Source organism: Natrialba aegyptia DSM 13077 (assembly GCF_000337535.1).
Lineage (GTDB): Archaea > Halobacteriota > Halobacteria > Halobacteriales > Natrialbaceae > Natrialba > Natrialba aegyptia.
The window spans coordinates 78974-104011 of record NZ_AOIP01000016.1; the positions used below are offsets into that span (position 1 = coordinate 78974).

Sequence of the window (25038 nt, forward strand, 5' to 3'; positions counted from 1 at the left end):
AAGAATCCAACGTTTTCTGTTCAGCTATTGTGTACGCTGTAGTACTACCTCATGATCCGTGAGGTCTTCTGATAACTGTGGGATATAACAACTAACATTAAAATCTGTTTTCGAATTTCCAGCAATCTGGATACGCTGATCCGGTGTAGCAACGAGATAGCCAGAATCAGTATAAACTCGGCCCACAACGAAAAACGCTCGGCTATTTGTATTCGTGTTCTCTATTGTTCCTTTTATTTTTGCCATATTTTGATCACCAAGTTTCTTTACCTCCATTTCCGAACAGAGAATTTGGAAGCCCCGTTGGTCTCCTTGTTCAGGAATTTCATAGTCAACTTCCCACTGGATATCTAAATCAGAATGTGGATGATCTGGATACGGTGGTTCTTGAGGAGAATATTTCAGCGGGATTTGCTTATAAGCATCATATGAGGAATCACAAGCAAGTCTTTGTTTTGCATATTTATTTATGTCTGTCATTAGAATTATGGCATTAGTACCTGGACGAACTGAACATCTTTTCATCTTAATTGCACCAACAGCTTCCTTTTCACCATTGTTTGATATTTTGACTACTCCCTTTACTGTTACAGAATATGCGCTAACATCCTTTTCGTTAGCAGTCCTAACTTCAATAATTGGATTGACCCGCCAATCCCAAAATGATTCTTGAACGGACTCCAATTTTACTGCACTAATCCAGACATTGGGGAGAGTCAATGATACTGGGGAATAAGGTATAATATTCCGAACAATATCCTTAATTCTCTTCCAGTATGCTAAATAGAACCGGGGAGGGCTTGGCACAACTGATACATTATTATACCCCGATTTAACCCACAATTCTCCCTTCCGTTCTCCATGTGATTGACAGCTAATCCGATAGTCAATAGTGTAATCTCTATCTTGTTCTAGTAGTATATCTCCAAAAAATAACTTGTATTTGGACCCTGGGTGGAGAGTATCATCTATTTTGAATCTATGGCGATCGCCAGGCGCGCCGATGTATCCGTGGTTATCATGCTGAAAATCTAAAATTGAATTTTCACCGTCAATATCTGCATCATTAGGAAAGTCCCAAGTATTGCTGTGTATTTCAAGATAAACATCGTTAGCATTCTTCCACCCAGAATTCTCAATATATACAGATAAGTTCCCTGTTATAGTGGATTCTCTTCGCCCATATCCAGTTGTTTCCCCAACAAGCCGTAATCGGGGGCGTCTGATAATGAACTTATGTATTGCAACTAAACCCGCTAAAGCACCGATGATGCTCCCAATTATTGACCAGTGACTGACCACAAATTCGTACACAGAATGTATTATTATACCAGTATTGATCTGTGGTCATAGTTCTCGTGTTATCAGAAACACAGGGTGTCCGGAATCCCTGCTTTCCGGATAATAAGTACTAGAAAACAAGCCTTCTCGGAGGTCTTGAAGAGAATATCAGGGAGATTTTGTCCGACTCTGTTGTCCTTATCGGACATTGATTGTCCGAGACTCCCCGAACTCTCGGACACGATGATTCCGGTAACCACGCCTGCTTATCGACCGCTGGGATCCCTACCAATTAGCGTATTTATTCGAAGAGTCGTGATGAATACAGAACGCAAGTTGGTCACTTGACCTCGCCGTTACAGACATAATTGTCATTTTACTACTAGCTCATATCCTATAGACTCGGATGCGAACACAGGACAGCCTCGGTGGATTGCTCGTTCGAATTGTCCGAACTACTATTAGCTATCGATGGTTTAATTCCTCGTATGAAAGAAATTCCTCGTCAGACTGACTACGACAGTACAACCGAGTGGCTTGAAACAGTTGCTGATGAGACGGATACGGATTTTGAAGTACTGAAAGCCGTTGGTACACAACTCCGTCCTGAGCTCATCTCACTCCCTGAATCCGACAAGCGAGACCAACTACAGCGCCTTCTAAAAGAGCATACAGAATTTATGGCGGAGGTTGAGGGAGATGCAGACGCTTGGATTGATATCTATTTCGAGCGAGACGGAGAGATCGATAACTACTACCAGTACTTGATGATGAGCCACAACCTCACGAGAGTAACCGACGAAGAGGTTGAAGCGATGAAAGAAGTCAATGAGGAAGAGGATATGGATTTAGACGTTCAACCTGAACATGATTTTGTGATGGGGACGCAGTTAGACTGGGAAGGCGTCGAGGAAGAACTCCGCCTCGTTCGGAAGATCCTCAACGAAGTCTACGGGGTCGGTATTGACGATATAGAACGTGCTGAAGAACAGCGGAACGGTAAGATAATTAGTTGGACTGAAGTCTAATTCTTCTAAGTCTCTGTTGTCAGCGAAACATTCCATGTCTAAATATACAAATATCTGTTCGTATTCTCAGACAAGATGAAAATGACGAATCATTTGTAGATGGATTAGACACTAACAGGTAGCTATGAGTGACAAACCTGACATTCTTACTGAACTAGCTGACTCATTTGCGTCTGTAATTCCAGCTGTCGATACAGGTGCTGAACACGACCGATGGAAACCTGGAATCGGGCCATTCGAGGAAGAGAATCAGATCGAAATGATTCTCGAGGCGCTCGAGGACTACCCACTCCGAGAAGCGATCGAGACCGAAGTGTCGTACCTCGAGGGTTCACGACGATGCGATCTCTTTCTTGATCACGACAGGCTTCAACTTCCAGTGGAGGCCAAGCTACTCCGGTTCCGGTACGATAACGGTAACATCGATCCGAATAGCTTCGCGCGGATCTTCACGCCGTTCCCTGAACGCAGTTCCTCGTCCCTACTTACCGACACGAAGAAACTCTACGAGTCGGAGTTTGGATCGAACGGTGGAGTACTCGGTCTCTATTACGAAAAAGTCGACGAGGAGTACGAGCAAATGACTGCCGAAGCAGTTGCCGAGAAGTTCTGTATGGATGTGGATCACTGGTATGATTTCCAAGTAGAAACGAGGAATATCGCCTACTTTGACGGGCTACAGCATCCCGTTCATCAGCAAGGCGCTGTCATCGCATGGGAGATTGTCGAGTAATCGAATAATGACCGAAATAGGACTAGTAAGCTGTACGAAAACGAAACGCGAGCAACCAGCGCCACCGGGTGAACTGTACAGTCCGTCAACGCTGTTCAGCAAGGTACGCCGGTACTGTGAACGTCACCACGACAACTGGTACGTCCTTTCCGCTAAACACCATCTGCTCGAACCGGATGGTCCGCCGATCGAGCCTTACGACGAGACCCTCACTGGCGCTCGAGTAGCACGAAAGCGAGAGTGGTCCCAAACCGTGTATGACGATTTGAAGGCGGCGGATCTGCTCGAATCTGATACCACCCTCGTATTCCATGCGGGGAAAGCGTACTACGAGGAATTGCTTCCCCTCCTCGAAGAACACAACGTCCAGATACGGATTCCGACTGAGGGATTAATGATAGGTGAGCGGCTTGCATGGTACAACGAACAGATATGAACGAACGAGATCTGTATGCAGACGACTTGATGGGGGTGAATTGGAGCGACTGGCTATCTCTTGATCCGACAGATGATGAGTTGACGGCGATCTCGACCGACCCTGGACTCTACCGCGTTCGCCATCGTGACCGTGACGGCCTCGAGTACATCGGTCAAACCGGCCGGAGTACACGCGGTCGGGTAAGCGCACTAGCACGGAATGTCTTTTCCGAAGAGATGCCGTTCCGTGATCCGCACACAGCTGCACCGTGTTTCTGGGCAGTTCGTGATCGAGACGGACCGGCGTTCGAAGTATCGACCGCGACGCCGTCGTTTGCTACCCACGACCAAGACCGGAAGGGTCTCGAGGAAGCACTCATCGCGATCGCACGTCGCGAAATAGGTGAAAGTCCGACCGCGAACTTCGGGCGGATCATCCCCGACTACTCACAGTCGGGATATCGAAGTGATGGGTACGTTGTGGCACCCTCGAGGAGGGAGAGATCGAACCAAACACCGAACCCGGTCGAGGACCAGTTCCGTGGAAAAACGTCGACGATGTGACTGCATCCGATTGAATGGGTCTCGAGTGGAGTGGCCCCTATCAGCTCGGAGATCGACTTGAGCCGGATCTGCCCGAGGTAGGTGTCTACCGGATTTGGTACGAGAATGACGCACCCCCACTGGCGTATATCGGCGAGACGAAAGCGTTCACAAGCCGACTACGACAACACGAGAAAACATTCGGCAGCGAGGCTCTATTTTCAGTATCCATTCCAGACGGAATGGATGCGAAGCACAAACGAACCGAGGTCGAAACCGACCTGATCGGTGCGCACTATCTCGAGACAAAGCGATCACCAACAGCGCAGTTCGGGAACTGAGTCAGTAGGAGCGTTTGCCCGTGACACAGAAAGGATCGCACTGCCGGTTACAGATCGAGGATATCTCCTGGCTCGACTGACTCTGCGATTGACTGGTATGCCAGATGCACGAGGTCATCTCGCGGCCCCTCAGGTTGGTGTCCATCAGTGACTATGACGCCCTCAAAGTCAATCGAGTCCTCATCCACCAAATATTCGTCAGTATCCCATCGACGAGACGCCGCCTCCTCAGGGCGCGCATACTCAAGATACTCGAAGATCTCTTGGACAGCATCCGAAAACACACTCTCACTTGACGAGTGCTTGAACTCCCCGAGCAGGATCTTCCTCGGTGTCTTGTCAGCGTCTTTCCGTTCATTGACGACCATTATGAGGTCAGGTCGCCCTTGATAAAGGGGACGATGACTTTTACGTCCCAGAAAGTTCCTGTGCCGATCGAGCACCCGCTCATACCTGCGGAGATACTCATCCATCGGGTCCTCCGGCAGCCGCTCGTTGAAAGTCAGTGGTCCCGTCTCATCGTGGTACACTTCGATCTGCCAGCGGTCGGTCCGAAGTTCCGCGATCGCACCGCTCCCGGCCTCGATCGTATGCAGGGCGACCTCGTATTCATCCTCCAAGGAGCGAAGCAGCCTGAAAACGCAGGCAAGCTCAAACAGCGTTGCGGTGTCGGGAACGAACAATGTTTCGAACAGAATCTCCCGAACACGCGGCTCATCGAACTCGTTGTTCAGGAGCCTATCGTACAGCTGATAGAGCTCGTAGGCCTCGTAGTACAACGGCTGTCTAGACCGACGGGCAGCCTCTAGGTGTGACGCCTCGATTGGGGTGTCCTCGTCAGCATTGATACGATCTAAGTGAATATTCTGCGAAATGCGTCGAACAAACGCCTCCGCGTTAGCATCCGACCATACATCGCGTCGCCACGATTGGTCGATGGCCGAGATATCTGTCTTGACTGTCTCAGCGAGTATGCTCAGGAGTGTCTTCAGAAGGACGTTCTCCGGGAGTTGATACTCGGTATACGGCGACCGCGTGACGAACTTCGAGCGATCGTCCGGATTCTCGGCGTAGCGAGCCCGGTACGTCTGGCCCCAGTCCACTGCTCCGCGAACCTCGCCGCGAACTTGCTCACGTTCGACGTTGCTCGCGGTCCGCACCCGACGCAGTCGTTCCGGAAGTTCATCGAGGTAGTCCCGCACTGGCTCCGAGAGCGTGAAGTGGATCCGCTTTAGCCGATCGAAGTCGCTGATCGAGAGGCCGGTTGAGTCCAACCGTTCAGTCACTGCCTGCTGATTGATCGTCCGGCCACTGCGGAGGTATGCGATCAGATCGCGCTGGACCGTCTCTGCGAGAGCGCTACGACTCGTCTTGCTCATCGGTCAGGTCAATGCTGAACATATCTTCCGCTGTTCGATACAGGCGCTTCGTTTCTAGTCCTGGGGCACGCCCGGCAGCGATCGAATCCTCGTCGCCATCGGGATCGAGCAGCCGTTCACGGGAGGTGTCGAGCCCTCGAAGGAGTGCCTTCCGCTCATCGGGACGCCTTCCTTCGAGCTGGGGCAGTACAAGCGCGATGACTGCGTCGGTGAGTGCTGCACCTGTCGAACTTCCCTCAATATCGTAGGCATCGACGTAGGTGACCATGTCGTGGAGTATTGCGGGACCGATTGGTTGCTCCTCGGAGATGTTCGACCACAGTACTGCGAGCGGTGCGGCAACGTCCTCAAGCGTCTTCCGAAGGCCTTCGCGTTTGTCGTCGTCGGCCACTGCGAGCCATGCTGCGGCGTAGTTGCTCGGGTTATGATCGGATTCGTATTCAGGGTCAAACAGCCATTGCTTCGCGTAACCCTCATCTGTCCGTGCGTGAGGGATCCCAACGTGAATGAAAGCGAACCGGCGCATAAACGCATAGGACATCTCGTACAGCGACGCCTTGTCGGCGGTGTTCATCGTCCCAATGAGACGCCAGGACGGTGTCATCGGGTATCGGTCTGCATTCCTCACGATACGTGACCGCTCGTCCGCATCAATGCCGTCGTCAACCCACTCGACACGGACTGGCCCCTCGTCCTCACCGGACCCTGAGTACGGTAATTCAACGGAGTCGCCCGTCAGAACCGAAAAGAGTTGGCCGAACGCTTTGTCGATGTCCGAGCGATTGAGTTCATCGATCACTAGCCAACGGTTCACGATCTCGTCATCACGTGAGCGGAAGCAGCGCAGGAACTGTCCTGAGGAGAATTCGAGACCGTCACCTGCCCCGTCCTGTGCAGGCATATATCCGCCGACCGTGTCGTATGCGGTCCACTCGGACGTTGCCGTCGTGAAAACCCAGTCGTCGACGGCAGCGTTCGTGACGGCGTGTTCGCAAATCGCCTCAGCGATCTCGGATTTCCCAGTTCCCGGTGGGCCGGTGAAAATAATATTTTTGCCTGAATTTATCGCCGCACGCATCTGAGAAGTTAGTTGCGACGCCTGATCCGGCGGGTAATAGAGGTCCGAGGGAATATCGGGATCGAACCTCGGGCTGGAAAGCAGATCCTCGAGTCGATCATCGTCTACACGAGTGTTCCCCTGCTCGAGCAGATACTGTCCAGTGCGGTCCGGGAGAGGGAACAGGTAATCCTGATTCACTCCTTGCGGATTCACTGGATTGTGCCTCTCGAATCGGTAGTTGTCTTCCAGCAGTTGCTCAAAAACAGAAGCGAAGCTGACAGGTGACTCGAATGGGTCGAAGTTGACGTCGATTCGTTGGTACTCGGTATCGTCTTCGATTCGGCGGTACGCTGGTGTCGTAACAGTCGATGAACCGATCAGCTCACCCTCTCTGTAGTGGATGATCGTATCACCCGGTTCCAGCTTTCGCAAGTCATGGGCCCAGTATTGGTCAAGCTCCGCCTCGAGATATTCATCTTCGATTTCATCGGGGTTGTTGTTCTGTTTGACCCAGTAGTAGTCTGCGACCCGAGAGATTGAGTCCTCGTCGATCCAGTCTTTTTGACTCCCATCGGCCCCGTTACGGATGTCCAGACTCCGGCGTTCGAGTTCGATCAGGTCGTTTCCGAGGTCCGGTTCAAGGTTTGCGAGCGCCCACCGGAGTTCCTCGAACGCGTTCGTTCGATCGAGTGTCGGCCGTGGGGAGAGACCAGTCCCTGTATCCCACTGTTGGGTGCGCGGGTGGTCTCCGGACGGAATGGCGATCCATTCGACAGATCGGTAGTAAGGGTGACTCACCGACACGTCGTCGATGCGTTCGTCGAGATAAGTTTGGTCGTACCAGTAGCCACCTGCGTCGAGTACACCAATTCCGAGCAGGTCCCCACCATCCTTGGCAATGATAATATCGCCAGCGGAGAGTTCATTATAAAAGCGACTAAGATAGTTTTCTACGCGCTCGCTGCCGTGTTCCGACGCTCGGTCGCGAAGCTCAGCGGACGACAGTTCTGAGAGATCGCCAACGTCCCAGCCGATCGAGCAAACGCCATATTCTTTCCAAGCGGGCCACAAATGATCCGGCCCGCCGTCCGACTGATGGCCGGCATTAAGTTGCCAGACTGTACGATTGGGGATGTCATTTGCCGCATACCAGTCGGTCGTATCCGTGTCGCCGTTTGCCCAGTAACAGAAGTTATCCAGATGTCGGTAGTGGTTACGGAACCCGAAGTCACTCCGCACATCCTCGAAGATCTCGATAGCATCGAAATATTGCTTCGAATTTTCAGGAATCTCGAGGCTGAGACAGATCTCCAGAGTGCTGGTGGTCTGGTCGTTAACAATCGGATACCGTTCCGGATGGAGCAGGGAGAATATCGGCGATAACGTTCCAAGACCTACGTTCTCAAGGTCAAGATCGAGCACTGTCACAACCGCTTTGTCCAGTTCCTCACCTGTGGCCGAATCTTCGAGTAGCGTTTCGAAGGACTTCAAAAGTACCGATTCGGTTTCGCCGTCTGGCACGGTCGTAGGATAGGCGGTTCCGCCGACGATTCCGCTCTCCTTGCGGTTCTGAATCTTCTCGATGACGGTTTCCACTCGGGGAGACTCAATACCGGTGTCTCGAATACGTTCGATTGTGCTTTCAGCGCCGATCGTTCTCGACACTTGAACGACTGATTTGAGGGCTGTTAATTCCTCATCACTGAATGATTGTGCCTCGAGAAACGCGTGCAGCAGTTCTCTCGTAATCTCGGCAGTGTGATCGTGGGCATCTCTAATTATTTCCCATTCTTTGACCCGATCGTACTGATCAACCAGAAAGTAGGTACAGTACCACCGTTCCTTTGCCACATCGAGAGTGCCATCATCGTATTTGCCGGGCATTAGTAGGTGGTTGGATGTCACAGTTAAGAAGATACTCTTCGATAGACAACTATGATGTCCTCAATCCTCAGTTTCATGCCTACAGATCATTATGAATAAGAAGATCTGCATACGGACCAGTCCTATTTTGGTCCAAAATGTCCTCGAAGACAGGCTGCGCGGACATCCGATCTGCTCCCTAAGTATGATGGAAGAAGTAACTTAGAAAGAGAGAATCAGTATAAGTGGTTCTGAGATCGCTCATTTTTCCCCACGTTTAGGATCATGGGCTGAGATGCCTTTGAAAGCCCCCAGAACCTTGATAATTGTGGCGACTGGCTCATGATCAGGTGTCTCTAAGGCTTCGAAGTCGATTGAGTTCATCAAAATTATCCCCACCTCTGGCTTAGTCGCATTCTCTGGAATCGAATTTAGGATTGTCTGTTGTATATCTCGACAGAGAGCAGCGAGGAATTGTAATTCACCCTTGTCAAACCGTGCTTCAAGTTCAGACCATCTTTTTGAGAGTTCTTGAAGTTCCTCTGTAGTCGGTACTTGGAGGGCGCGGTACGCACTAAACAAGGGAGAACTGAAGTTCTTTTGAAGGCTTTTTTCAATACCGTCTTCTTCAATTGAAGCAGTATCTTTCAGTTTAGAACTGGCAGTGGCCGGGTTATCGCCATTTTTCTCCATAATCTCAGACACTACGGAGAGATCAAATAAGCAATCGACGGTATCCATTGCTGCACTTATTAGCACTTCATAGTCATCCTGTGTAATTTCGTACTCGTGTTCAATTGTAGCCCAAGCATTGTCAAGTTCTCCTTCAGAGATCATCGCACCGAATAAATCAAATACAACACGGCTGATCCTGCATAGTTCGGAAGCGTCTGGAAATTCCTCTGTTGTTAACCGATTGCGTCGTGCATTGAGCTGCTCCAGGATTTCTTCTTGGCTGTGAGTGCCATCGTTGGCTAACTTCAAGTAGACTGCTCCCTCAGCGATGAGAAGAGCAACCTCTGTTTGGTCGTTATTTAGGGTATCATCTGCTTGTAGGCCACGAGCCACCGATTCAAGCCCTGCACGCCGGTTTTCAATGTTGATAAAATCATCATTTAACGCCGCTTGGATACTTTCAGCATCGACAGCAGGTGTCACTCCAAGAGATTCTGCAGCGATAGAGTACTCACGGAGTCCCCGAAAGTAATCGAAAGCTGCTTTTCTCGGAGATGGTTCTTGATCTGGGACTAACTCGAAAATCCTATTGACACGTTCTTTAGCATCAAAATGTGACGGGAATTGCTGCAGATGATACTCAAACATGACTCCCGCAGTCATGTATTCTCTTTGTCTCTCTACTCCTCTCTTTGTAAGCAACTCTTTCTGGTTGCCGGTTCCAGTACTCGCTAACTCGATCGCGAAATAACCAGCTGCTTGGGCATGCTGTCTTGCCCTATTCTCTGCAGAGAGACGTTCCCGCAGGAAATCGCGGTTAAGTCCGTGGAGTCGATATACTGGGTTTCCCTTACTATACCCGAGTCGAGTCAAAATCGATCTCCGTTCCAGATCGCGAAGTGTTTCTTCAACATCCGTAACGTCCTCCCCAAGTATGTGGGCGACTGGTTGCGGTCTTAACTCTGGCAAGAAGCATGTTTCACGCAATAGACGCTGTGAAAAGTTATCGAGCGTATCTAGGAAGCGTTCTTCAAGCATACGTCTTCTCTCTTTCTCGACTTCTGAGAGGTTCGCTAAAACCGAGTTCACGCTTCCTGTTTCGGCAGCAATCTGCCCGATTCGCTCGATGAAGTATGGTGATCCCAAAGCGGCCTCATGTACTTGCTCGGCGGCACCTGTTTCTAAATCTAAAGCATCGAGATACGCTTGAACATCCTCGATTTCGAAGGGGTGAAGCTCTATCTCACTGACGTTAGAGTTTGAGAATTCGTAGAAGCGTTCACGGGTTCCGACACAACAAACAACGCCGCGTGGTGCGTCAGTTGCAATCTCTCGGAGAAGCGCAGCGATTTTGCTGTGTACTTCTTTGTCAATTCTTGATTCGTCAAACTGGTCAATAACAAGCACAAATTGGTCTTCTGGAGACTTGTTACGCGTTTCAACGGCGAACTCCAAGAGCGTCGATGTAATATCGGTTTCTTTATCTTCATTATTCTTACCAGCGAATGCAGTTAGAATTCCCCCGAACAAACTACTCTTAACTCCTGACGACTGGGAGAGTGAGTGGCCAAGATTCTTCATAAAGTCTTGCCCCGCTGTTTGAGAGGATTTGGGAACAACGCTTGGATGGATATCTTGCCAATGATCAAGAAGACGAGATAAGAACTGCTCCACAGATGGTGGCTCATTTAATTCATAGTGAAGGACCCGATAGCCTCGATCTCGACACTGGCCTGCAAACTGCGAAAGCAGGGTTGATTTACCTACACCAGTTGCGCCGACTACGGGAACCAGAGATGATGACTTATTGCTAGAAATAGTCTTTGTCAGAGTCTCTATTTCGTCCTCACGACCAACAAATGGTGAGTCACTCATTGATTCGGTCTTTTTCTCATAGAGTATAAAATATAGCCTCTTGAAAAGAGTCCGCCACCTATGAAGGGGTTGTTATCTCTGGTAATCATATATGAGGACTAAGATTTCCTAGTTGAGTGACTGCTACTATTCAATCACTCTTTTCGCAGACGACAGAGCGTAGTTCCTTGAGGAGGTCCGGGTGATGTTCTTGGAGAATTTCGATATCTTCTGTGAGCTCATCTTCAATCCGTCCTCGAACACGCGATGTCGCTTGGTAGCGTCGATATTCAGCATTGCAACGTTTGGTGCTGAGACGTCATCCATTGCCGCACTCCTGGTCGACGGCGAAGCTGTAGAAACTCGCGACGGAACGGTTGACAGTGGTCCAGACTGTCAACATGCCAGCGGCCCGGAGTACGAGTTCAGTTACACCTTCGAGGAACCGGGAGAGTACGAACTGGCGGGCAGAATTACCGTCGACGGTTCCTCAAGGGGAGGTCACACTAGGTCGATTGGAACGGTGATCGTGACCCAGTGAGCCAAGACACATAGGTTCAACACCGGGGGACGGCACTTCTCACGGCGACCAACTTTGGGAGCCGTTCGAAAGCGATCCGAGTGGGTTTGAACTGGACCGAGGTTCTGCGAGCAAGCGAGTTCACTGGAGTAGTTCACAATCCGGGAGGTGGCATCCGTTTGCAACGAGTTCGCTCGCGAGTTCAGGGACGGAACGCGAACGGATCTGAGGGCGAGAACGCCGAGCAGTGGCGAGAGTTCGCAGAGTTCACGGGGGCGGCGGGTTTCCACACGATCGAGATTCGAAACGTACGGCATTCGATGAGCCAACGGTTCCAGCCAGTGCGTGAGTCTATGGACGATCAAATTTGAGAGCAACACTCCAGATAGTGGCCCACAATTACTCGTCGAAGCGTGACACGAGACGATGAGAGACATCGGTAAGGTATACCGAGCCCCAGATTGCGACGACAATGGCACCGACGAGATCGTAGAAGAGATCACCGATCGTATCGGTGATGCCGTGCTGAGCGAGGACGACCTCGGAGCCGAACCAGTCGGCAAAGAAACCGAGGGCGAACTCCATGAGTTCCCAGATGACGCCGAAGGCCAGCACGAACAGCAGGATGAAGACGAACAGCATTCTCGGGGGAAGGTAAATATCGTCGGTGTACAGGTCGATGGCTCGAACGACCGTATACCCCGTTCCGGCGACGATCGATGCGGAGACGGCGTGAGTCAGACTGTCCCATGGCCCGAGGAAGCCGTACAGCCCCGCTGAACCGAGTGCGTGGAGAAAGACCGCACCGGTGATCCAGAGGACGAGTTCAGGTTCGAGCGGGAGGCGGAGGTCGCGTTCGAGAAGTGCCGGAAGACCCGTGATGGCGAGTGCGATGCCGGCATTGGTGATGGTCGTCGCGTCGAGAGTGAGGAGGCCGTAGAGAAACAGGAAGCCGAGAGCGAGCTGAAGAAGTCGGGAGAGTCGCCTGATGGTTTGGTCGGAGGCGTCGAGGCGGCTGCGGAGAAACGGTGGGGCGGTATCGCTTTCGGAGGGCGAGTCGGGCGCGTTTTGTGGGGCCGATTCGGATGGGGAATGGTCGTCGACGGAGTCGACGGAACGTGAAGGCGGAAATCCGCCGTCGGAGGGTGTCGATCGCATCGCGTATCGGTTGAAGACGATACCGGCGAGGAAGCCGGCGATCGTGGCGTACACGAAGTCCATCATCATCGCGTGGTTGGCTGCGTCCGCCGAACGGCCGGCGTCGATGGAGGGCGTTCCGAACGCGAGGGCGGACGTCCACTGGGCGACGTTCCACGTTGCGGCGACTGCAAGGGTCGTAATTACGACGAGCGCAATCGCAAACGAGTGGGTCATTCGAACGGCGGTAAATCGGTGGATCTCGGTGACGGCGACGAGTGCAACGGCAGCGACGGCGATGTAAACGGCGATCGATGTCAGAAACGCCTCTCCCAGTATCGTCGCATCGACGACTGGAACCGCAACGAGCACGAGCAGTTCCCAGGGTGGCATCACACGCGGGTCGCGGTGGGAAGCTGCAGGGAGGAGAACAATCGCGACGGCGAGCCCCGTAAAGACGAACCACCGGAAGGACGACTCGAACGCGTGGATCGCCGCGAGTATGCAGAGGACGACGACGATGATCCATCCGACGGTAGCATTGCGATGGGTCTCATCGAACAGGCCGTCGAGTCGGTCCGTTTGCATGCACAGACGTATGTGATGACGCATCAAAACGTGCTGTCCGGAATAATACGCCGCGTCAGTAGCGGCTGGCAGACTGCTGTTCGAACCGTCGACAAGCGTCGCGAACTATCGAGAGCAAGCCGTTCAGTTTGAGACGGAACGTTACTCGTCGGTCGAGACGACGATTGTCTGGGCTGCGAGATCTCCGACTCGCTGGTGTTTCGAGGAGAGATATGCGGTTCCGATACCGATGAGATAGAAGAGCGGAAGAATATCCACGACCCGCAGCAGGTTTCGGAGGGTTGCCGCGACCCACGTACAGCGAGACCCGTCATCTTTGACGACGACGATTCCCCGGGCTCGCTTGCCGATCGTCTGGCCATAGTAGCCCTCAAAGAGGATCTGGTAGACGAAAAGAACGACCGGGGCGACGAATTGGAGCCCCAGAATGAGTCCGCCGAGACCACCCAGGGAACTGCCGAGGATAATCGTCCCGCCGCCGTATCCGAGGATGCCGCAGACGAGAGCGACTATTAATGCATCGATCAGCAGTGCTTCTGCACGACTATCGAGGATGCCTGCAGGACTGTCTTCGTTAGGAACAGGATATCGATCCATACCATACAGTCACGATATATTGTATATCAAACTTCCCAATAGTATCCATTTATATCTATTGTCTAATAATATCAAATTTAAAGAGTTTTCGAGAGGGTCTCTCTGGAATCAGGAGTCTAATCGATGGAAATACAACTAGGAGGACGGATATCACCGAGTCCACCGCTATCTCTCGACTCATTCCTGTTGATCCACGGTGACAACACGCTTCACCAAGAAACCGATCAGAATTACATCAAATGGTAAAGAAGACCAGAAAGCATTACCAATAGTGACAACAATTTATAGCGGTCGAAGGGCACAACGAAGAGGGCCTGCTTACTGTGTCCTATGGCTTCTCATAGGGGCTGTAGCAAGTCAGTTCCGGCACACCCGCGCCCGTCCTGCGGGTGCGCCGAGAAATCGGTACCGCAGACCGTGTCAGCACGACCGTATCAACACTCGAGTGCAGTAGCGCCAGAGACGGCGAAGGTACATCCAACGTGGCAAACTCCGCGTCGAAGGTACCCAAGTCGCGGTATCACACAGGCTCGGCCTGCGAGCTGAACTCGACTGCGAGTGAGACGCGATGAAAAAGTCCGGGTGCGAGAATCGAACCCGCGTCTCAGCCTCCACAAGGCTGAAGGATAACCACTACCCCAACCCGGACACGCTTGTACACTGATATAGGTCCGGTTGGCCTGAAATACGTTACGACTCACGTCCGGGATCATGGTAGTAGCTACCGCGAGAGAACCGCTCACAACGCTCAGCTCTCAGTGAATAGTGCTCAGCGACAGAGACGAGAAACACCCAGGAGCTGCGATGGGAGCAAGTCCTCCGATCCAGACGCGTGGCCGATGCCGTCCGGGGAACGCGACCGAGACGCTTTTCGGCCATGCACCCATAGGAAGGTCAACGCGTGGCCATCACCGACAAAATATACGTCAAGAACCATCGCCAGCTCAGTTCGCAACTCGAGACGAATATTCCCAAAGGGGCGTTCAAGGGGGCAACACTCGATATGCTCTTTCAGGGAGAGGGGCTCGAGAAGCTCGACGACGCCACCCGTGATCGAGTTCTCGAGTTCACCGAGGATTTCCTCGACTGTGAGTGTGACAACAATCCCTACTGTGGGTGTCCGGAGCGAAAGTTCATCCAGTACCTGCTCGATCTGCGCGCGCAGGGTCTGGGTCCCGACGCCATCGTCGACGTGATGACCGACGATTACATGGTCTATGCCTATCCTGGAGACGTGCTCTCGTTTCTCGATAGCGGGGTTCGAACGCTGGAGGCTGCCGAACACCTCGCGAACGTCGATGGGGCTGTGGACAAACGTGACGAGATTCGGCAGGAAAAGCAAGACCTGTCACGGTAGGAATCGAACCGTCGTAGTCCGTATACGGGCGTAAAACCGGCTATTGGCCACGTTGCTTCCGTGGTCTGTGCTCCGTGCGGATTGCAGTTCAAGAGGCAGAGACGAGCGTTGTCAGCCCGCTTTTCTCACCGGAACTGATACGTGTTGGTATCGTCTGACTGCTCTCCCGTCTCGAAGTCGTCGAGATCATCGAGCAGGAGCACCTCGTCTTGCTCGTCGTCGAGTCGGTCCTGCAGATCGGTGACGTACGCTTTGTACTCGTCTAACTGCTCTCGCAAGTGCTCGGCCTCGAGTTCAAGTCGTTCGTGCTCGCGGATGAATCGCTTCGGTACTTCGACGGTTGGCGGGAACGAGAGATCGGCCTGGTCGCCGGCGTCGCCGTTTTCGCTGGCCGACCGGACGGCGAGTTCGTGCTCGGGGACGACCGTGATCTGGCCGTCGTGGTCGACGAGTTGGTCGACGTAGTCCCGGAAGACGGCCGACAACGAGATATCGCGTTCTTCGGCGATATCCTGCAGGGATTCGAACGCATCCTCGTTGACGCGAAACGAGATCGTCTTGTTCTTATTACCCATGCGTGTTCGTTAGTACGTCACGGGGCGGTCCACTTAACGGTTCGTCAGACGACAGTACGTGCCGTGCCGTATTGTGGTGTGTTGTGGCTGGCTGGAAGCAAGCAGGAAAAGAGTGAAAACCGAGGGCCGTGGTCAGGCGGTCGCCTCGTTTTCCTCGAGTTGTTCGAGGGCCTGAATCACGTCGTTCCGGTAGTTGACGACCGGCGAGTCGTACTGATCGCGAGCCATCTGGGCGTACTCGTTCGTCGGTGCGGTCGAGCCGCTTTCGGGTGCTTCCTGTTCGGCTTCCCACGCCTCGACGGCTTCGATGCGGTCGAGCGTTCGTTCTGCGGTCTCGACGACCCAGCGGTCGCGGGTGGCGGCGTCGACGACGGCGATCGATTCGGGTCGCAGAGAGACGTTGACTGTGCCGTCGTCAGTCTGGTAGGTCCGCGGTTTCCCGACGACCGAGACGTAAGCTGGTGGTTCGGTCTCGCGCAGCGTCGAAGCTGCTTCGGGCTGGTACTGGCCGGCGTAGACGAAGAACGTCCCGGTCGGGTCGACGACCCGGCCGCGCCAGTACTCGCTGTCCTCGCCGACGTCCTCGGTTTCGGTGAGCGTTCCGACGACGAAGACGCGGTTCGCGCGATCGCCCGTCGGCAGCAGGGCGAAGTTCGGCGCGCGCTCGTCGTCCGATTCTTTGAACGTGTACGTCGAGTCGTTGAATTCCGATGCGAAGACGCGACGGGCGACTTCGCGGGTGAGTTCTGCCTGGCTCATGGTTACATCGACCTCGCTTTGATCAGCAGTTCCTCCGCATCCGCCGGCCCGTCGAGTTCAGTCACGTCGTCGGCCAGGACGTAGCGGCCGAAGGTCGGGCCCTCGATACGGTAGTAGGTGCCGACGATATCGGCTGCGATTTCGTCGGCGACGACGGTCGTATCGAGGGCGTCCATCGCCATGTCCTTGGCCTCTTCGAGGGAGAGCCCGGTCAGGTTCTCCGTGGCGTCCTTGTCGAAGATGACTTCGTGGGCGTCGAGGCCGTCGTCGACGACGGCCTTGATTCGGAGATCGAACTCGCCTTCGACCTCGCCGTGTTCGTTACAGCGGCCGTTCTGAAGGACTCGGGTGCAGTCGTCCTCGGGGCAGCGCTTGATGAGGCCGCTCCCGTTTTGCATGTCGACGAGTGCGCCCTCTATCTCGCTAGTGTCGTCGCCGACTTCGATATCCTCGTCGCGTTCTTCGATGACGGTCGTGCTGTTGAGTTTGACCGAGTACCGGCCCTGGTACTCGTCGGTGACGACGTTCTGGAGGGAGTAGACGCCGCCTTCCTCGAGTGCCGGCAGGTCGGATTTGGCCCACTTGGTGAACTTGATCGTTCCCGTCGGGTCGCCGAGCAGGCCGACCTGGGCGACGGAGTCGCTCCGTGGGTCCCAGAGTTCGATGACCTTCGCCGTGAGATCGACCCACTCCTCGGGTTCCTCGATGTCTTCGACGTTCACCGCCTCGCTGGAGCCGCTCGAGAGGTCGTCGCGCTCGAGGCCGGCCTCCTCTAAGTAGTGGTTGGTGACGCTCCGGCGCGCCTCGTCCATCGGCACTTTGTACTCGTCGACGAGCGTGGCCAGGCGCTCCTCGACGTCCTCGACGCTCACGTCGAGGTGGTCCGAAAACTGGTCGTGGATGTCGTCCGCGTGCTGTCGTACGTCGCTCATTGTGTCACGCCTCCTCCTTGGTTTCACTGGGAGGCATACGTCCATTCGCGCCCGATGGTATTTAAAGTGCCGCCACCGGAGTGAAAGTGAACGGCGATCGGATTCGTCTCGCCGGTACTCACTCCACGCGGTGTCGCGTGGCAAGCCCCGCGAGGTGGGGTGCTTCGGGAACGATCAGGTCCTCGCAGGCGGTTCGACAGGCGCTTTGGCTCCCGGGCAAGCAGAACACCGGCGTATCGACCGCGATCCCCGCCGTCGCGCGCGATGCCATCGCCCGCGTGCCGACCTCGTCCCACGAGAGCGACCGGAAGAGTTCGCCAAAGCCGGGCAACTCGCGCTCGAACAGCGATGCCGTCGCCTCCGGCGAGACGTCGTCCGCGGTGACGCCCGTCCCGCCGGTGGTGAGCACGACGTCGATATCGCCGCGCGCGACAAGCCCGCGAACCGCCGTCCGGATCGCGGCGTAATCGTCCCGAACCAGCAGCCGTTCTCGCACCTCGTGGCCCGCGTTCTCGAAACACTCCTGTACGGTGTCGCCGCCCGGATCGTCCGGCGCAGCGTTCGAGTCATCGGCCGCCTCGGCGCGCGAACTCGAGACCGTCACGATCGCGGCATATAGCGGGTCAATAGTATCGTGCCCGTGGTCGTCGGTCTGGCGGCGAGCTGTCGTCTCGGCGGTATCGGCGTGGCGTTCACTGGGTGGCATAGTCGTGTCCATCTGTCTCGCCGGAGTGCGATAATTGCTGTCTTCCGAACGGCGGGCGAGACCGGTGTCGGTAGCGCGACCGGACCGAGCTATCCGAGCAGTAGAATCCGCTTCGAAAGCACAGTGGGGAGAGATATCCTCAGTTACTATCGGAACTCGCCTCGCAGCGGCTGGGAGGTCTGTCCCGAGCCGTCAGTCCTGTTCCGACTCACCGGAGCAGTCGTAGCTGAACTCTTGCCATGCGAGGACGGCGTCGCCGTCCGTGACTTCGACCCGGAACCGGCCGCCGACTGGCACGGCACCGATCGCCTGCTCTTTGTACACGACCGCGCCGTCTTCACCGGGGTTCGTCGGTCCGGTTTCGCCCACGCTAAGCGGAATCGCGCACTCAGGGTTCGATGCATCCATCTTGGGCTCGTACACGTTGATCCACTTCGCACCCGTTTCTTCTAACTCTGCGGCGACAAGCGTCACCCGGAGTGTTGCTCTCTCTCTCTCTCTCTCTCTCCGTCCCATGGCACTATCTTCGTGTTCCGTAGTGGGGGGTTTTCTCGCCGTCCTGATCGAACATCGTACAGATCGGTCCGCTATCGTCGCTCGTCGACCCGATCGTTGATCCAAGACAGCCGCTTAATCCGGCGATTGAGGCTATCGGAGCGGCTTTCAGGATCTTCCGTCTCGGGACCGCGGTGCTCATCGATAATTTAGCACACGACGGACACTTATTGTATCTATCTCCATCGACGGAAACCTCCCAATCCCACGTTACGGTTCCACCTGATGGGTCCATCTTGCCCACACACATGCCTAGCAGTTCACACGTGGCCTCGGTCTGCCCTTCGAACGCCGGACAGAACGTGTCCGCACCCGTATCCATCTTCGATCTGTGAGGACGGACGGTCCCACCCCCGATCGTGAACGAACCCGAGAGCGTGGCTGAACCGCCGACACCGACGGGTTCTCCGGAGACTTCCATCGACATGTCCATTTCGTAGTCGTGTCGGTCTCAGTCACCGCGGGTTTGTACCGGACCATGTCACCGTTATCCGACGTGAGTTCGATCTCGACTCGCGCGTTTTCCAGGTTGCCGGTCCAGGCAGCGCGGTCCTGCGGTCGGAGCCCGCCCCAGGCGTACCACATGAGATAGCGGTTGCCATCCTCGTCATAGATGGCCGGTTTGTAACAGGTCATGTAGTAGTCCGCATCGACCAGCGACGCGCCCGTGACGGTCGTATCCGAGACGCTCGTCGATTCGCTCCAGACCTGATTTTCGGGATCATCCGTCGGGTCTTCCTGGAGGATATCGACCGTCTCCGACTCCATCGAGGACGCTTCGTCGGACGTCTTCCGAGAGCGTTGCAGAGTCTGCGTGGAATCTCCGTCCCCGATCTCCGTCATGAGCGTTCGGATCCGTTCTCGTTCTTCCTTCGAGATGGTATCACCCGTCGTCTCTCCCGACCCCCTCGCCGAAAGGGAATACCCGGAGACGTCCCGCTTTCGCTCCGTCTCTCCCTCGCTGGCGATCGCTGTACCGACCAGTGGAACCGTGGCGGACCCGACGGCCGCTGTTTTCAGAAAGTACCGCCTCGTACCGCTATTTCCATTCGACATTGCGCCCAGGTGTTTATATTATATGATGAGTATGTTTCGATAATCAGAGCAATCATTTGATATGTGGGCGTACAGAGATCCGAGACGGATTGTAACCGGAAGAAGAACGTCAACTCACGGAGCCACGGCAATCTATCTCGTCAAAACTCGCGAGTAACAGGTGAAAACGGCACAAATAGCCCGTTATGCGTTCCAAGTAGCTCGAAAAATTCGAACGCCGAAGCCAGGACTCGAACCTGGGACAACCTCGTTAACAGCGAGGTGCTCTACCATCTGAGCTACTTCGGCTCAACTCGTGATTGGTGGGTTCTTTTGATAGGGCTTTCGTTTTCGCTTCCGGCGGTTCGACACCCTTTCACGCACCGCACGAGTAGTTGCGCGCAAATGAGCGACGACGATGCAGTCGACGAATCCAAAATGGATTCGGGGCCCAACTCAGATCCAGACGCAGGTTCAGGCTCAGACGCAGCCCCCGACGAACGCGACACTGGAACCGACAGGCACGACGAAACCAGCAAACGGGACGAGTTCAGTCGCGTCGTCGCCGCCGTTCGGGATCGCGTCGACCCCGACGAGGCGGAGCGCGAACGGCTACAAGAAGTCGCGAACCGCCTCGCCACCCGCGCCGCCGACGCGGCGACTGACCGCTGCCCCGACGCCGATGTGATACGGGTCGGCTCGACGGCCAGGGACACCTGGATCAGCGGCGACCGCGACATCGATATCTTCGTCCGCTTTCCGCCCGAACTCGACCGGGAGACGCTCGAGGAGTACGGCCTCGACGTCGGTCACGCCACCCTCCCCGAGGGTCACGAGGAGTACGCCGAGCACCCCTACGTCACGGGCACCGTCGACGAGTTCGATATCGACGTGGTCCCGTGTTTTCGCCTCGAATCCGCGACCGAAATCCGCTCGGCCGTCGATCGAACGCCCTTCCACACGCAGTATCTGGAGCGGCGACTCGACGACGCCCTTGCAGCCGACGTGCGCGTCGCAAAACAGTTCCTGAAAGGGATCGGAGCCTACGGCAGCGACCTCCGAACCCGCGGCTTCAGCGGCTACCTGACGGAACTGCTCGTCTGGGAGTACGGCGGCTTCCGACCGCTCCTTGCGGCCGCCGCCGACTGGCAGCCGCCGGTCGAACTCGACCCCGAGGATCACGGCCGGGAAACGTTCGCCGACCCCCTCGTCGTCATCGATCCCACGGACCCCGAGCGAAACGTCGCCGCCGTCTGTTCCCCCGAGAACGTCGCTCGCCTCCAGCACTACGCCCGCGAGTTCATCGAGGCGCCGGCCCTCGCGTTCTTCGAGACCGACGACCCCGACCCGCTGACCGAAACCGAACTCTGCGAGCACCTGAGGGCGCGGCAAACGACGCCGGTCGCCGTTCGGTTCGACGCGCCCGACCTGGTCGCGGATCAGCTCTATCCGCAGCTCCGGAAGTCCCGTGACGGCATCACGCAGGGGCTCGACGACCGCGGGTTCGACGTCTTCCGGACGACGACGTTCGCGGATGATACCGCCGTGGTGTTCGGCGAACTCGAGGTCGCGGAGCGGCCGGCGGTCGAGCGCCACGACGGCCCGCCGGTTCACGTGCGGGCCCACGCCGAAGGATTCTACGAGACCTACGCAGACGATCCGACTGCGTACGGACCGTTCATCGACGGCGACCGGTACGTCACCGAGCGCGAGCGCGAGTTCACGAGCGCGCGGGCGTTCCTCGAGAGCGAGCGGCTGTTCGACGTGGGACTCGGCGCACACGTCGAGACTGAACTCGAATCGGGGTACGAGGTGCTGGTCGGTGACGAGGTGACGGTGTTACTCGGCGAGTTCGGACGCGAACTGCGGGCGTATTTCGAGCCGGAGCCCTGAGCGCGACTGGTTGCTGGTGCGGCGGCGACGAAACGCGACGACTTACAGGTCGATAGCTACGTCGTGGGCCGCGAGAACGTCTTCGAGCACCGAGACGACCTGGTCGTCGAGTTCGGCGTCGTCGGGTTGGATCGGGTCGCGGCCGTCGAACGTCTCGTGGACGATCGAGACGCTGTCCGCGAGGACATCGAGTCCGTAGCCGCCTTCGAGGACGAACGCGAGGGACGCGTCGGTGTCGGCGGCGAGCGTTCGGAGTCGATCGGCCAGCAAGGCGTAGGCTTCAGTCGAGAGGCGGATGCGCGAGATGGGGTCGTGACGGTGGGCGTCGAACCCGGCGCTGACGAGCAAGAGGTCGGGATCGAACGATTCGAGTGCGGCCGCGATCGGGCCGTCGACCGCCGCGAGGTAGCCGGCGTCGTCCGTTCCGGCCGGCATCGGGATGTTCATCGTCGTCCCGGTGGCGTCGCCGGCACCGGTTTCGTCGATATCCCCGGTACCGGGATAGAGCCCCTGTTCGTGGATCGAAACGAAGAACACGTCGTCGCGGTCGTAGAAGATATCTTGCGTGCCGTTGCCGTGGTGGACGTCCCAGTCGACGATCGCGACGCGGTCGACATCGTAGTCGTCGTGATCGAGGGCGTGCTGGGCGGCGACGGCGACGTTGTTCACGAAGCAAAAGCCCATCGCGTCGTCCTCGACGGCGTGGTGGCCCGGCGGGCGACCGATAGAGAACGGCGTTTGACGCCCCGTTTCGCCCGATAGCGCAGCGTCCACGGCCCAACAGGCCTGGCCGGCGCTGTACCGAATTGCATCCCAAGTATCCTCGACGGCCGTCGTGTCGGGATCCCAGTTCCCGCCGCCGTCGGCACAGAACGACTCGACCGATTCGACGTACGCGCGATCGTGGACGGCCGCAATCTCGTCGAGCGAACAGGGATCGCCCTCGACGTACGCGACGCCGTGTTTTTTCTTCAGACGCTCTCTGATCGCTCTGAGCCGGTCCGAGGACTCCGGGTGGCGCGGGCCGGGATCGTGTGCGAGGCAGACCTCGCTGTAGCCAAATTGCATCTCACACTCACTCGAACAGCGAGAAGTACGTCTCGATGTCGTCGTCGATAATCGTTCGCCGATCCGCGTGGCGGGCGAGGATGGCCGATGCTCCTGCGACGTTATCCGCGTAATCCTCGAGAATGTCTGCCAGCGCGACGCGAGCGTCCATCGAGACCCGATAGCGGTCGTCGATCTCCAGTCTCGCGATTCGGTCGACCGGCGCGACCGGCAACTCGAGTTCGTCCTTTTCGACGACGGTTTCGACCTCGAAATCCGACGCCATCAGCGTCTTCCGTCCGTCCGCAGTGGCGCGGTCGGCAGCGTCGATCGCGAGGTCGCTCCCGCGGTCCTGAATCCGGGCTGCGAGTTCGGCCGACGCGTCGGCGCTCACCCGAAGATCACCCGCGTTCCGCCGGATAATCGTATCCACCGGCGCGAACGGGAGTTCGACGTTCATATCATGCTAGGCGAAGCTAACTCCCTTAACGCTTTTCCTCGCCGATCGCGAGGCGAGGACTGCCTAGAACACGTCGTTTGCGTCGAGTCGCCCCTCTCGAACGACGCCCCGCGCGGTGACCTCCTCGCCGAGGCCGACATCGGCCTCGGTCTCGACGCTCATCGTCGTCTCGCCGTCGTCGAGCACGACCGGGCTGCCGGCCTGCACCACGACGCCGGTGAACTCGAGTTCGTCGCCGTCCGACGGCTCGCCGGCGTCGGTGGCTCCGGCCTCGTCCGCGGTCGCGCGGCCGTTCTCTTCTTCAGCGGTGTCGGCTGCGGATTCATCACCGGTCGCCCCGGCGTCGTCGGCAGCCGCGTCACCCGCGAACGCGGAGAGTCCCGCGTTTTCGTCGCTCGTCGAACTCTCGTCGCCAGCTGTGCTCGACGCGCCGGCGCTGTCGGACTCCGATTCGAGGATCGTGATCGTCGACTGCCAGCCGGCGGAGGCCTCGAGATCGTCCTGCCAGCCGTCTTGAATCTCGACGTCGCCGAGTGCGACCTCGTCGCCCGGGCCGATATCGAGATCCGCCTTCTCACCCCAGAGTGCGACGCGAATGTCGCCGGTGGCGTCCTGGACGCGGACGTTCTTGACCTGGCCCTCGGAGCCGTCGTCGCGGTCGAACGTCCGCTTCGGGTCCGTCGATCGAACGACGCCAGCGAGGTCGACCGTCTGGCCGATCTCGAGGTTCTCGATCGGCGTGCTTTCCGGGACGTACTCGATATCGGCGTCGACCGTCTCGACTGCCCCCCGGTTGCCGACGTGGAGTTCGAGCGAGCCGTCGCGCTCGCGAACGTAGCCGTCGACGACCTCGACGGTCTCGTCGGCCTCGAGTTCGGTCGCGAGGTCCGCCTGGTCGTCCCAGAGCGTGACGCGGACGCGGCCGGTCGAGTCGCCGAGGACGAGATTCGAGACCTTCCCCTCGGAGCCGTCGTCGCGGTCGAACGTGCGAACGGTGTCGGTGTCGAGGACGAGTCCGACGAGATTGACGTTCGAAAGACCGAGCGAGAGGTTCTCGACGGTGTAGGTATCCGAAATCTGTACGTCGATCTCGGTGTCCGGGTCCGGTTCGACCTCGTCGACGCTGACTTCGACGCCGCTGAAGCCGTCCTTCGGGCGACCCTTGATCCGCAGGACCTGGCCTTCTTCGAGTTCGTCGATAGCGGCGTCGGCGTGCTCGTCCCAGAAGGCCGCGCGGACGGAGCCGGTCTCGTCGGCGACCTCGACGTTGACGACCTGGCCGTCCTCGTCCTCGCCGTCGCGTTCGAAGGTGCGGCGCTCGCCGACCGAGAGCACCTTGGCGACGAACTTCGCTTCTTCCATGCCAGGCTCGATATCGGCGATGCCCCCGACCTCGCTCTCGCCGACCTCGTGAGCGATCAGCATCGCCGCCGTCTCCTCGTCCGCGAGTCCCCCCATCTGCTCGACTTTTTCCTCGACGGCCTCGCGAAACTCCTCCAGAGAGATGTCGGCCTCGAGGTCTTCATAGACGCCCTCGATGTCGCTCATTCTATGCTCGTGCATGAGTAGCCCGCGCATAAGCGTTGTCCATTCGTCGTGTGCGCGCTCGATACTCCCCGGTCGTGAACCGGAATCGATATCGATACCCCCGGACTGTGATGGTCTCCATCTGTACCCGTCTCTGGGCTCGCCCCCGTACTTGA

General features: G+C 56.5%; 21 protein-coding genes and 2 tRNA genes. 6 read left to right on the forward strand and 17 right to left on the reverse strand.

Going from position 1 to position 25038, the window contains the following annotated elements; translation table 11 throughout:
- Positions 1-24: 24 nt before the first annotated feature.
- Positions 25-1314, reverse strand: coding sequence for a hypothetical protein (locus C480_RS22960; RefSeq protein WP_152424018.1), 1290 nt, complete (start codon positions 1312-1314; stop codon positions 25-27).
- A gap of 455 nt (positions 1315-1769) precedes the next feature.
- Here C480_RS22960 and C480_RS07105 point away from each other — a divergent pair, with 455 nt between their 5' ends.
- The 3 genes from C480_RS07105 (at position 1770) to C480_RS24190 (ending at position 3478) form a co-directional block, all read left to right on the forward strand.
- The gene (locus tag C480_RS07105) at positions 1770-2309 is read left to right on the forward strand and encodes a hypothetical protein (protein ID WP_006664944.1); all 540 of its coding nucleotides are present in this window, start codon (positions 1770-1772) and stop codon (positions 2307-2309) included.
- 124 nt (positions 2310-2433) lie between these two features.
- Entirely contained in the window at positions 2434-3042 is a 609-nt protein-coding gene (locus C480_RS07110) for a hypothetical protein (RefSeq protein WP_049903378.1), read from the forward strand.
- 7 nt (positions 3043-3049) lie between these two features.
- Positions 3050-3478 carry a DUF6884 domain-containing protein gene (locus tag C480_RS24190; protein ID WP_162832065.1) on the forward strand — a complete coding sequence of 143 codons (429 nt, stop codon included), beginning with the start codon at positions 3050-3052 and terminating at the stop codon, positions 3476-3478.
- Between the two features lie 912 nt (positions 3479-4390).
- Here C480_RS24190 and C480_RS07130 read toward each other — a convergent pair.
- The 3 genes from C480_RS07130 to C480_RS07140 form a co-directional block, all read right to left on the reverse strand.
- A complete protein-coding gene (locus C480_RS07130) occupies positions 4391-5722 on the reverse strand; it encodes a hypothetical protein (protein ID WP_006664947.1) in 1332 nt (443 codons plus the stop codon).
- Positions 5703-8666, reverse strand: coding sequence for an AAA family ATPase (locus C480_RS07135; protein WP_083873348.1), 2964 nt, complete (start codon positions 8664-8666; stop codon positions 5703-5705). Before C480_RS07135 ends, C480_RS07130 begins: the two co-directional genes overlap by 20 nt.
- 240 nt (positions 8667-8906) lie before the next feature.
- Complete coding sequence (locus tag C480_RS07140) at positions 8907-11195, reverse strand: AAA family ATPase (protein ID WP_083873349.1); 2289 nt, start codon at positions 11193-11195, stop codon at positions 8907-8909.
- 184 nt (positions 11196-11379) lie between these two features.
- Here C480_RS07140 and C480_RS07145 point away from each other — a divergent pair, with 184 nt between their 5' ends.
- Positions 11380-11715, forward strand: a complete 336-nt coding sequence (locus C480_RS07145) for a cupredoxin domain-containing protein (protein WP_006664950.1) — start codon at positions 11380-11382, stop codon at positions 11713-11715.
- A 378-nt stretch (positions 11716-12093) separates the two neighbouring features.
- On the opposite strand, the gene C480_RS07150 is transcribed toward C480_RS07145, so the two are convergent.
- The 3 genes from C480_RS07150 to C480_RS07160 all read right to left on the reverse strand — a co-directional run bounded on the left by C480_RS07150 (position 12094) and on the right by C480_RS07160 (position 14664).
- Positions 12094-13419 carry a hypothetical protein gene (locus tag C480_RS07150; RefSeq protein WP_006664951.1) on the reverse strand — a complete coding sequence of 442 codons (1326 nt, stop codon included), beginning with the start codon at positions 13417-13419 and terminating at the stop codon, positions 12094-12096.
- A gap of 141 nt (positions 13420-13560) precedes the next feature.
- Positions 13561-14016, reverse strand: coding sequence for an RDD family protein (locus C480_RS07155; RefSeq protein WP_006664952.1), 456 nt, complete (start codon positions 14014-14016; stop codon positions 13561-13563).
- Positions 14017-14592: 576 nt separating this feature from the next.
- Positions 14593-14664: transfer RNA gene (locus tag C480_RS07160), tRNA-His, on the reverse strand.
- A 253-nt stretch (positions 14665-14917) separates the two neighbouring features.
- Here C480_RS07160 and C480_RS07165 point away from each other — a divergent pair.
- The gene (locus C480_RS07165; protein WP_006664953.1) at positions 14918-15373 is read left to right on the forward strand and encodes a DUF5814 domain-containing protein; all 456 of its coding nucleotides are present in this window, start codon (positions 14918-14920) and stop codon (positions 15371-15373) included.
- A gap of 125 nt (positions 15374-15498) precedes the next feature.
- Here the strand turns inward: C480_RS07165 and C480_RS07170 are convergent, their stop codons facing one another.
- The 7 genes from C480_RS07170 to C480_RS07200 form a co-directional block, all read right to left on the reverse strand.
- The gene (locus C480_RS07170; RefSeq protein ID WP_006664954.1) at positions 15499-15948 is read right to left on the reverse strand and encodes a hypothetical protein; all 450 of its coding nucleotides are present in this window, start codon (positions 15946-15948) and stop codon (positions 15499-15501) included.
- Positions 15949-16080: 132 nt separating this feature from the next.
- A complete protein-coding gene (locus C480_RS07175; protein ID WP_006664955.1) occupies positions 16081-16707 on the reverse strand; it encodes an RPA family protein in 627 nt (208 codons plus the stop codon).
- A gap of 2 nt (positions 16708-16709) precedes the next feature.
- Positions 16710-17639 (reverse strand): hypothetical protein, encoded by a 930-nt coding sequence (locus tag C480_RS07180; protein ID WP_006664956.1) that lies wholly within the window; start codon positions 17637-17639, stop codon positions 16710-16712.
- 118 nt (positions 17640-17757) lie between these two features.
- On the reverse strand, positions 17758-18345 hold the full coding sequence (locus tag C480_RS07185; protein WP_049903436.1) for a MogA/MoaB family molybdenum cofactor biosynthesis protein: 588 nt from the start codon (positions 18343-18345) through the stop codon (positions 17758-17760).
- A gap of 192 nt (positions 18346-18537) precedes the next feature.
- The gene (locus C480_RS07190; protein WP_152424019.1) at positions 18538-18861 is read right to left on the reverse strand and encodes a hypothetical protein; all 324 of its coding nucleotides are present in this window, start codon (positions 18859-18861) and stop codon (positions 18538-18540) included.
- 291 nt (positions 18862-19152) lie between these two features.
- A complete protein-coding gene (locus C480_RS07195; RefSeq protein ID WP_006664959.1) occupies positions 19153-19956 on the reverse strand; it encodes a hypothetical protein in 804 nt (267 codons plus the stop codon).
- Positions 19957-20171: 215 nt separating this feature from the next.
- Positions 20172-20244 (reverse strand) — tRNA-Asn (locus C480_RS07200).
- A gap of 96 nt (positions 20245-20340) precedes the next feature.
- Between C480_RS07200 and cca the strand changes: the two genes are divergently transcribed.
- On the forward strand, positions 20341-21828 hold the full coding sequence (gene cca / locus C480_RS07205) for a CCA tRNA nucleotidyltransferase (protein WP_006664960.1): 1488 nt from the start codon (positions 20341-20343) through the stop codon (positions 21826-21828).
- 42 nt (positions 21829-21870) lie between these two features.
- Here the strand turns inward: cca and C480_RS07210 are convergent, their stop codons facing one another.
- From C480_RS07210 to C480_RS07220, 3 genes are all read right to left on the reverse strand, one after another.
- The gene (locus C480_RS07210) at positions 21871-22896 is read right to left on the reverse strand and encodes a histone deacetylase family protein (protein ID WP_006664961.1); all 1026 of its coding nucleotides are present in this window, start codon (positions 22894-22896) and stop codon (positions 21871-21873) included.
- Positions 22897-22903: 7 nt separating this feature from the next.
- On the reverse strand, positions 22904-23335 hold the full coding sequence (locus C480_RS07215; protein ID WP_006110538.1) for a histone: 432 nt from the start codon (positions 23333-23335) through the stop codon (positions 22904-22906).
- A 63-nt stretch (positions 23336-23398) separates the two neighbouring features.
- Complete coding sequence (locus C480_RS07220; RefSeq protein ID WP_006664962.1) at positions 23399-24883, reverse strand: single-stranded DNA binding protein; 1485 nt, start codon at positions 24881-24883, stop codon at positions 23399-23401.
- Positions 24884-25038 lie beyond the last annotated feature (155 nt).

Bases quoted from the DNA above. Each gene is read 5' to 3' on its own strand.
- C480_RS07110 (WP_049903378.1), top strand. From the start codon at position 2,434: ATGAGTGACAAACCTGACATTCTTACTGAACTAGCTGACTCATTTGCG.
- C480_RS07175 (WP_006664955.1), bottom strand. From the start codon at position 16,707: ATGAGCCAGGCAGAACTCACCCGCGAAGTCGCCCGTCGCGTCTTCGCA.
- C480_RS24190 (WP_162832065.1), top strand. From the start codon at position 3,050: ATGACCGAAATAGGACTAGTAAGCTGTACGAAAACGAAACGCGAGCAA.
- cca (WP_006664960.1), top strand. From the start codon at position 20,341: ATGAGCGACGACGATGCAGTCGACGAATCCAAAATGGATTCGGGGCCC.
- C480_RS07105 (WP_006664944.1), top strand. From the start codon at position 1,770: ATGAAAGAAATTCCTCGTCAGACTGACTACGACAGTACAACCGAGTGG.
- C480_RS07140 (WP_083873349.1), bottom strand. From the start codon at position 11,195: ATGAGTGACTCACCATTTGTTGGTCGTGAGGACGAAATAGAGACTCTG.
- C480_RS07185 (WP_049903436.1), bottom strand. From the start codon at position 18,345: ATGCCACCCAGTGAACGCCACGCCGATACCGCCGAGACGACAGCTCGC.
- C480_RS07220 (WP_006664962.1), bottom strand. From the start codon at position 24,883: ATGAGCGACATCGAGGGCGTCTATGAAGACCTCGAGGCCGACATCTCT.
- C480_RS07195 (WP_006664959.1), bottom strand. From the start codon at position 19,956: ATGTCGAATGGAAATAGCGGTACGAGGCGGTACTTTCTGAAAACAGCG.
- C480_RS07145 (WP_006664950.1), top strand. From the start codon at position 11,380: ATGTTCTTGGAGAATTTCGATATCTTCTGTGAGCTCATCTTCAATCCG.
- C480_RS07180 (WP_006664956.1), bottom strand. From the start codon at position 17,639: ATGAGCGACGTACGACAGCACGCGGACGACATCCACGACCAGTTTTCG.
- C480_RS07170 (WP_006664954.1), bottom strand. From the start codon at position 15,948: ATGGGTAATAAGAACAAGACGATCTCGTTTCGCGTCAACGAGGATGCG.
- C480_RS07215 (WP_006110538.1), bottom strand. From the start codon at position 23,335: ATGAACGTCGAACTCCCGTTCGCGCCGGTGGATACGATTATCCGGCGG.
- C480_RS07135 (WP_083873348.1), bottom strand. From the start codon at position 8,666: ATGCCCGGCAAATACGATGATGGCACTCTCGATGTGGCAAAGGAACGG.
- C480_RS07150 (WP_006664951.1), bottom strand. From the start codon at position 13,419: ATGCAAACGGACCGACTCGACGGCCTGTTCGATGAGACCCATCGCAAT.
- C480_RS07155 (WP_006664952.1), bottom strand. From the start codon at position 14,016: ATGGATCGATATCCTGTTCCTAACGAAGACAGTCCTGCAGGCATCCTC.
- C480_RS07210 (WP_006664961.1), bottom strand. From the start codon at position 22,896: ATGCAATTTGGCTACAGCGAGGTCTGCCTCGCACACGATCCCGGCCCG.
- C480_RS07190 (WP_152424019.1), bottom strand. From the start codon at position 18,861: ATGGGACGGAGAGAGAGAGAGAGAGAGAGAGCAACACTCCGGGTGACG.
- C480_RS07130 (WP_006664947.1), bottom strand. From the start codon at position 5,722: ATGAGCAAGACGAGTCGTAGCGCTCTCGCAGAGACGGTCCAGCGCGAT.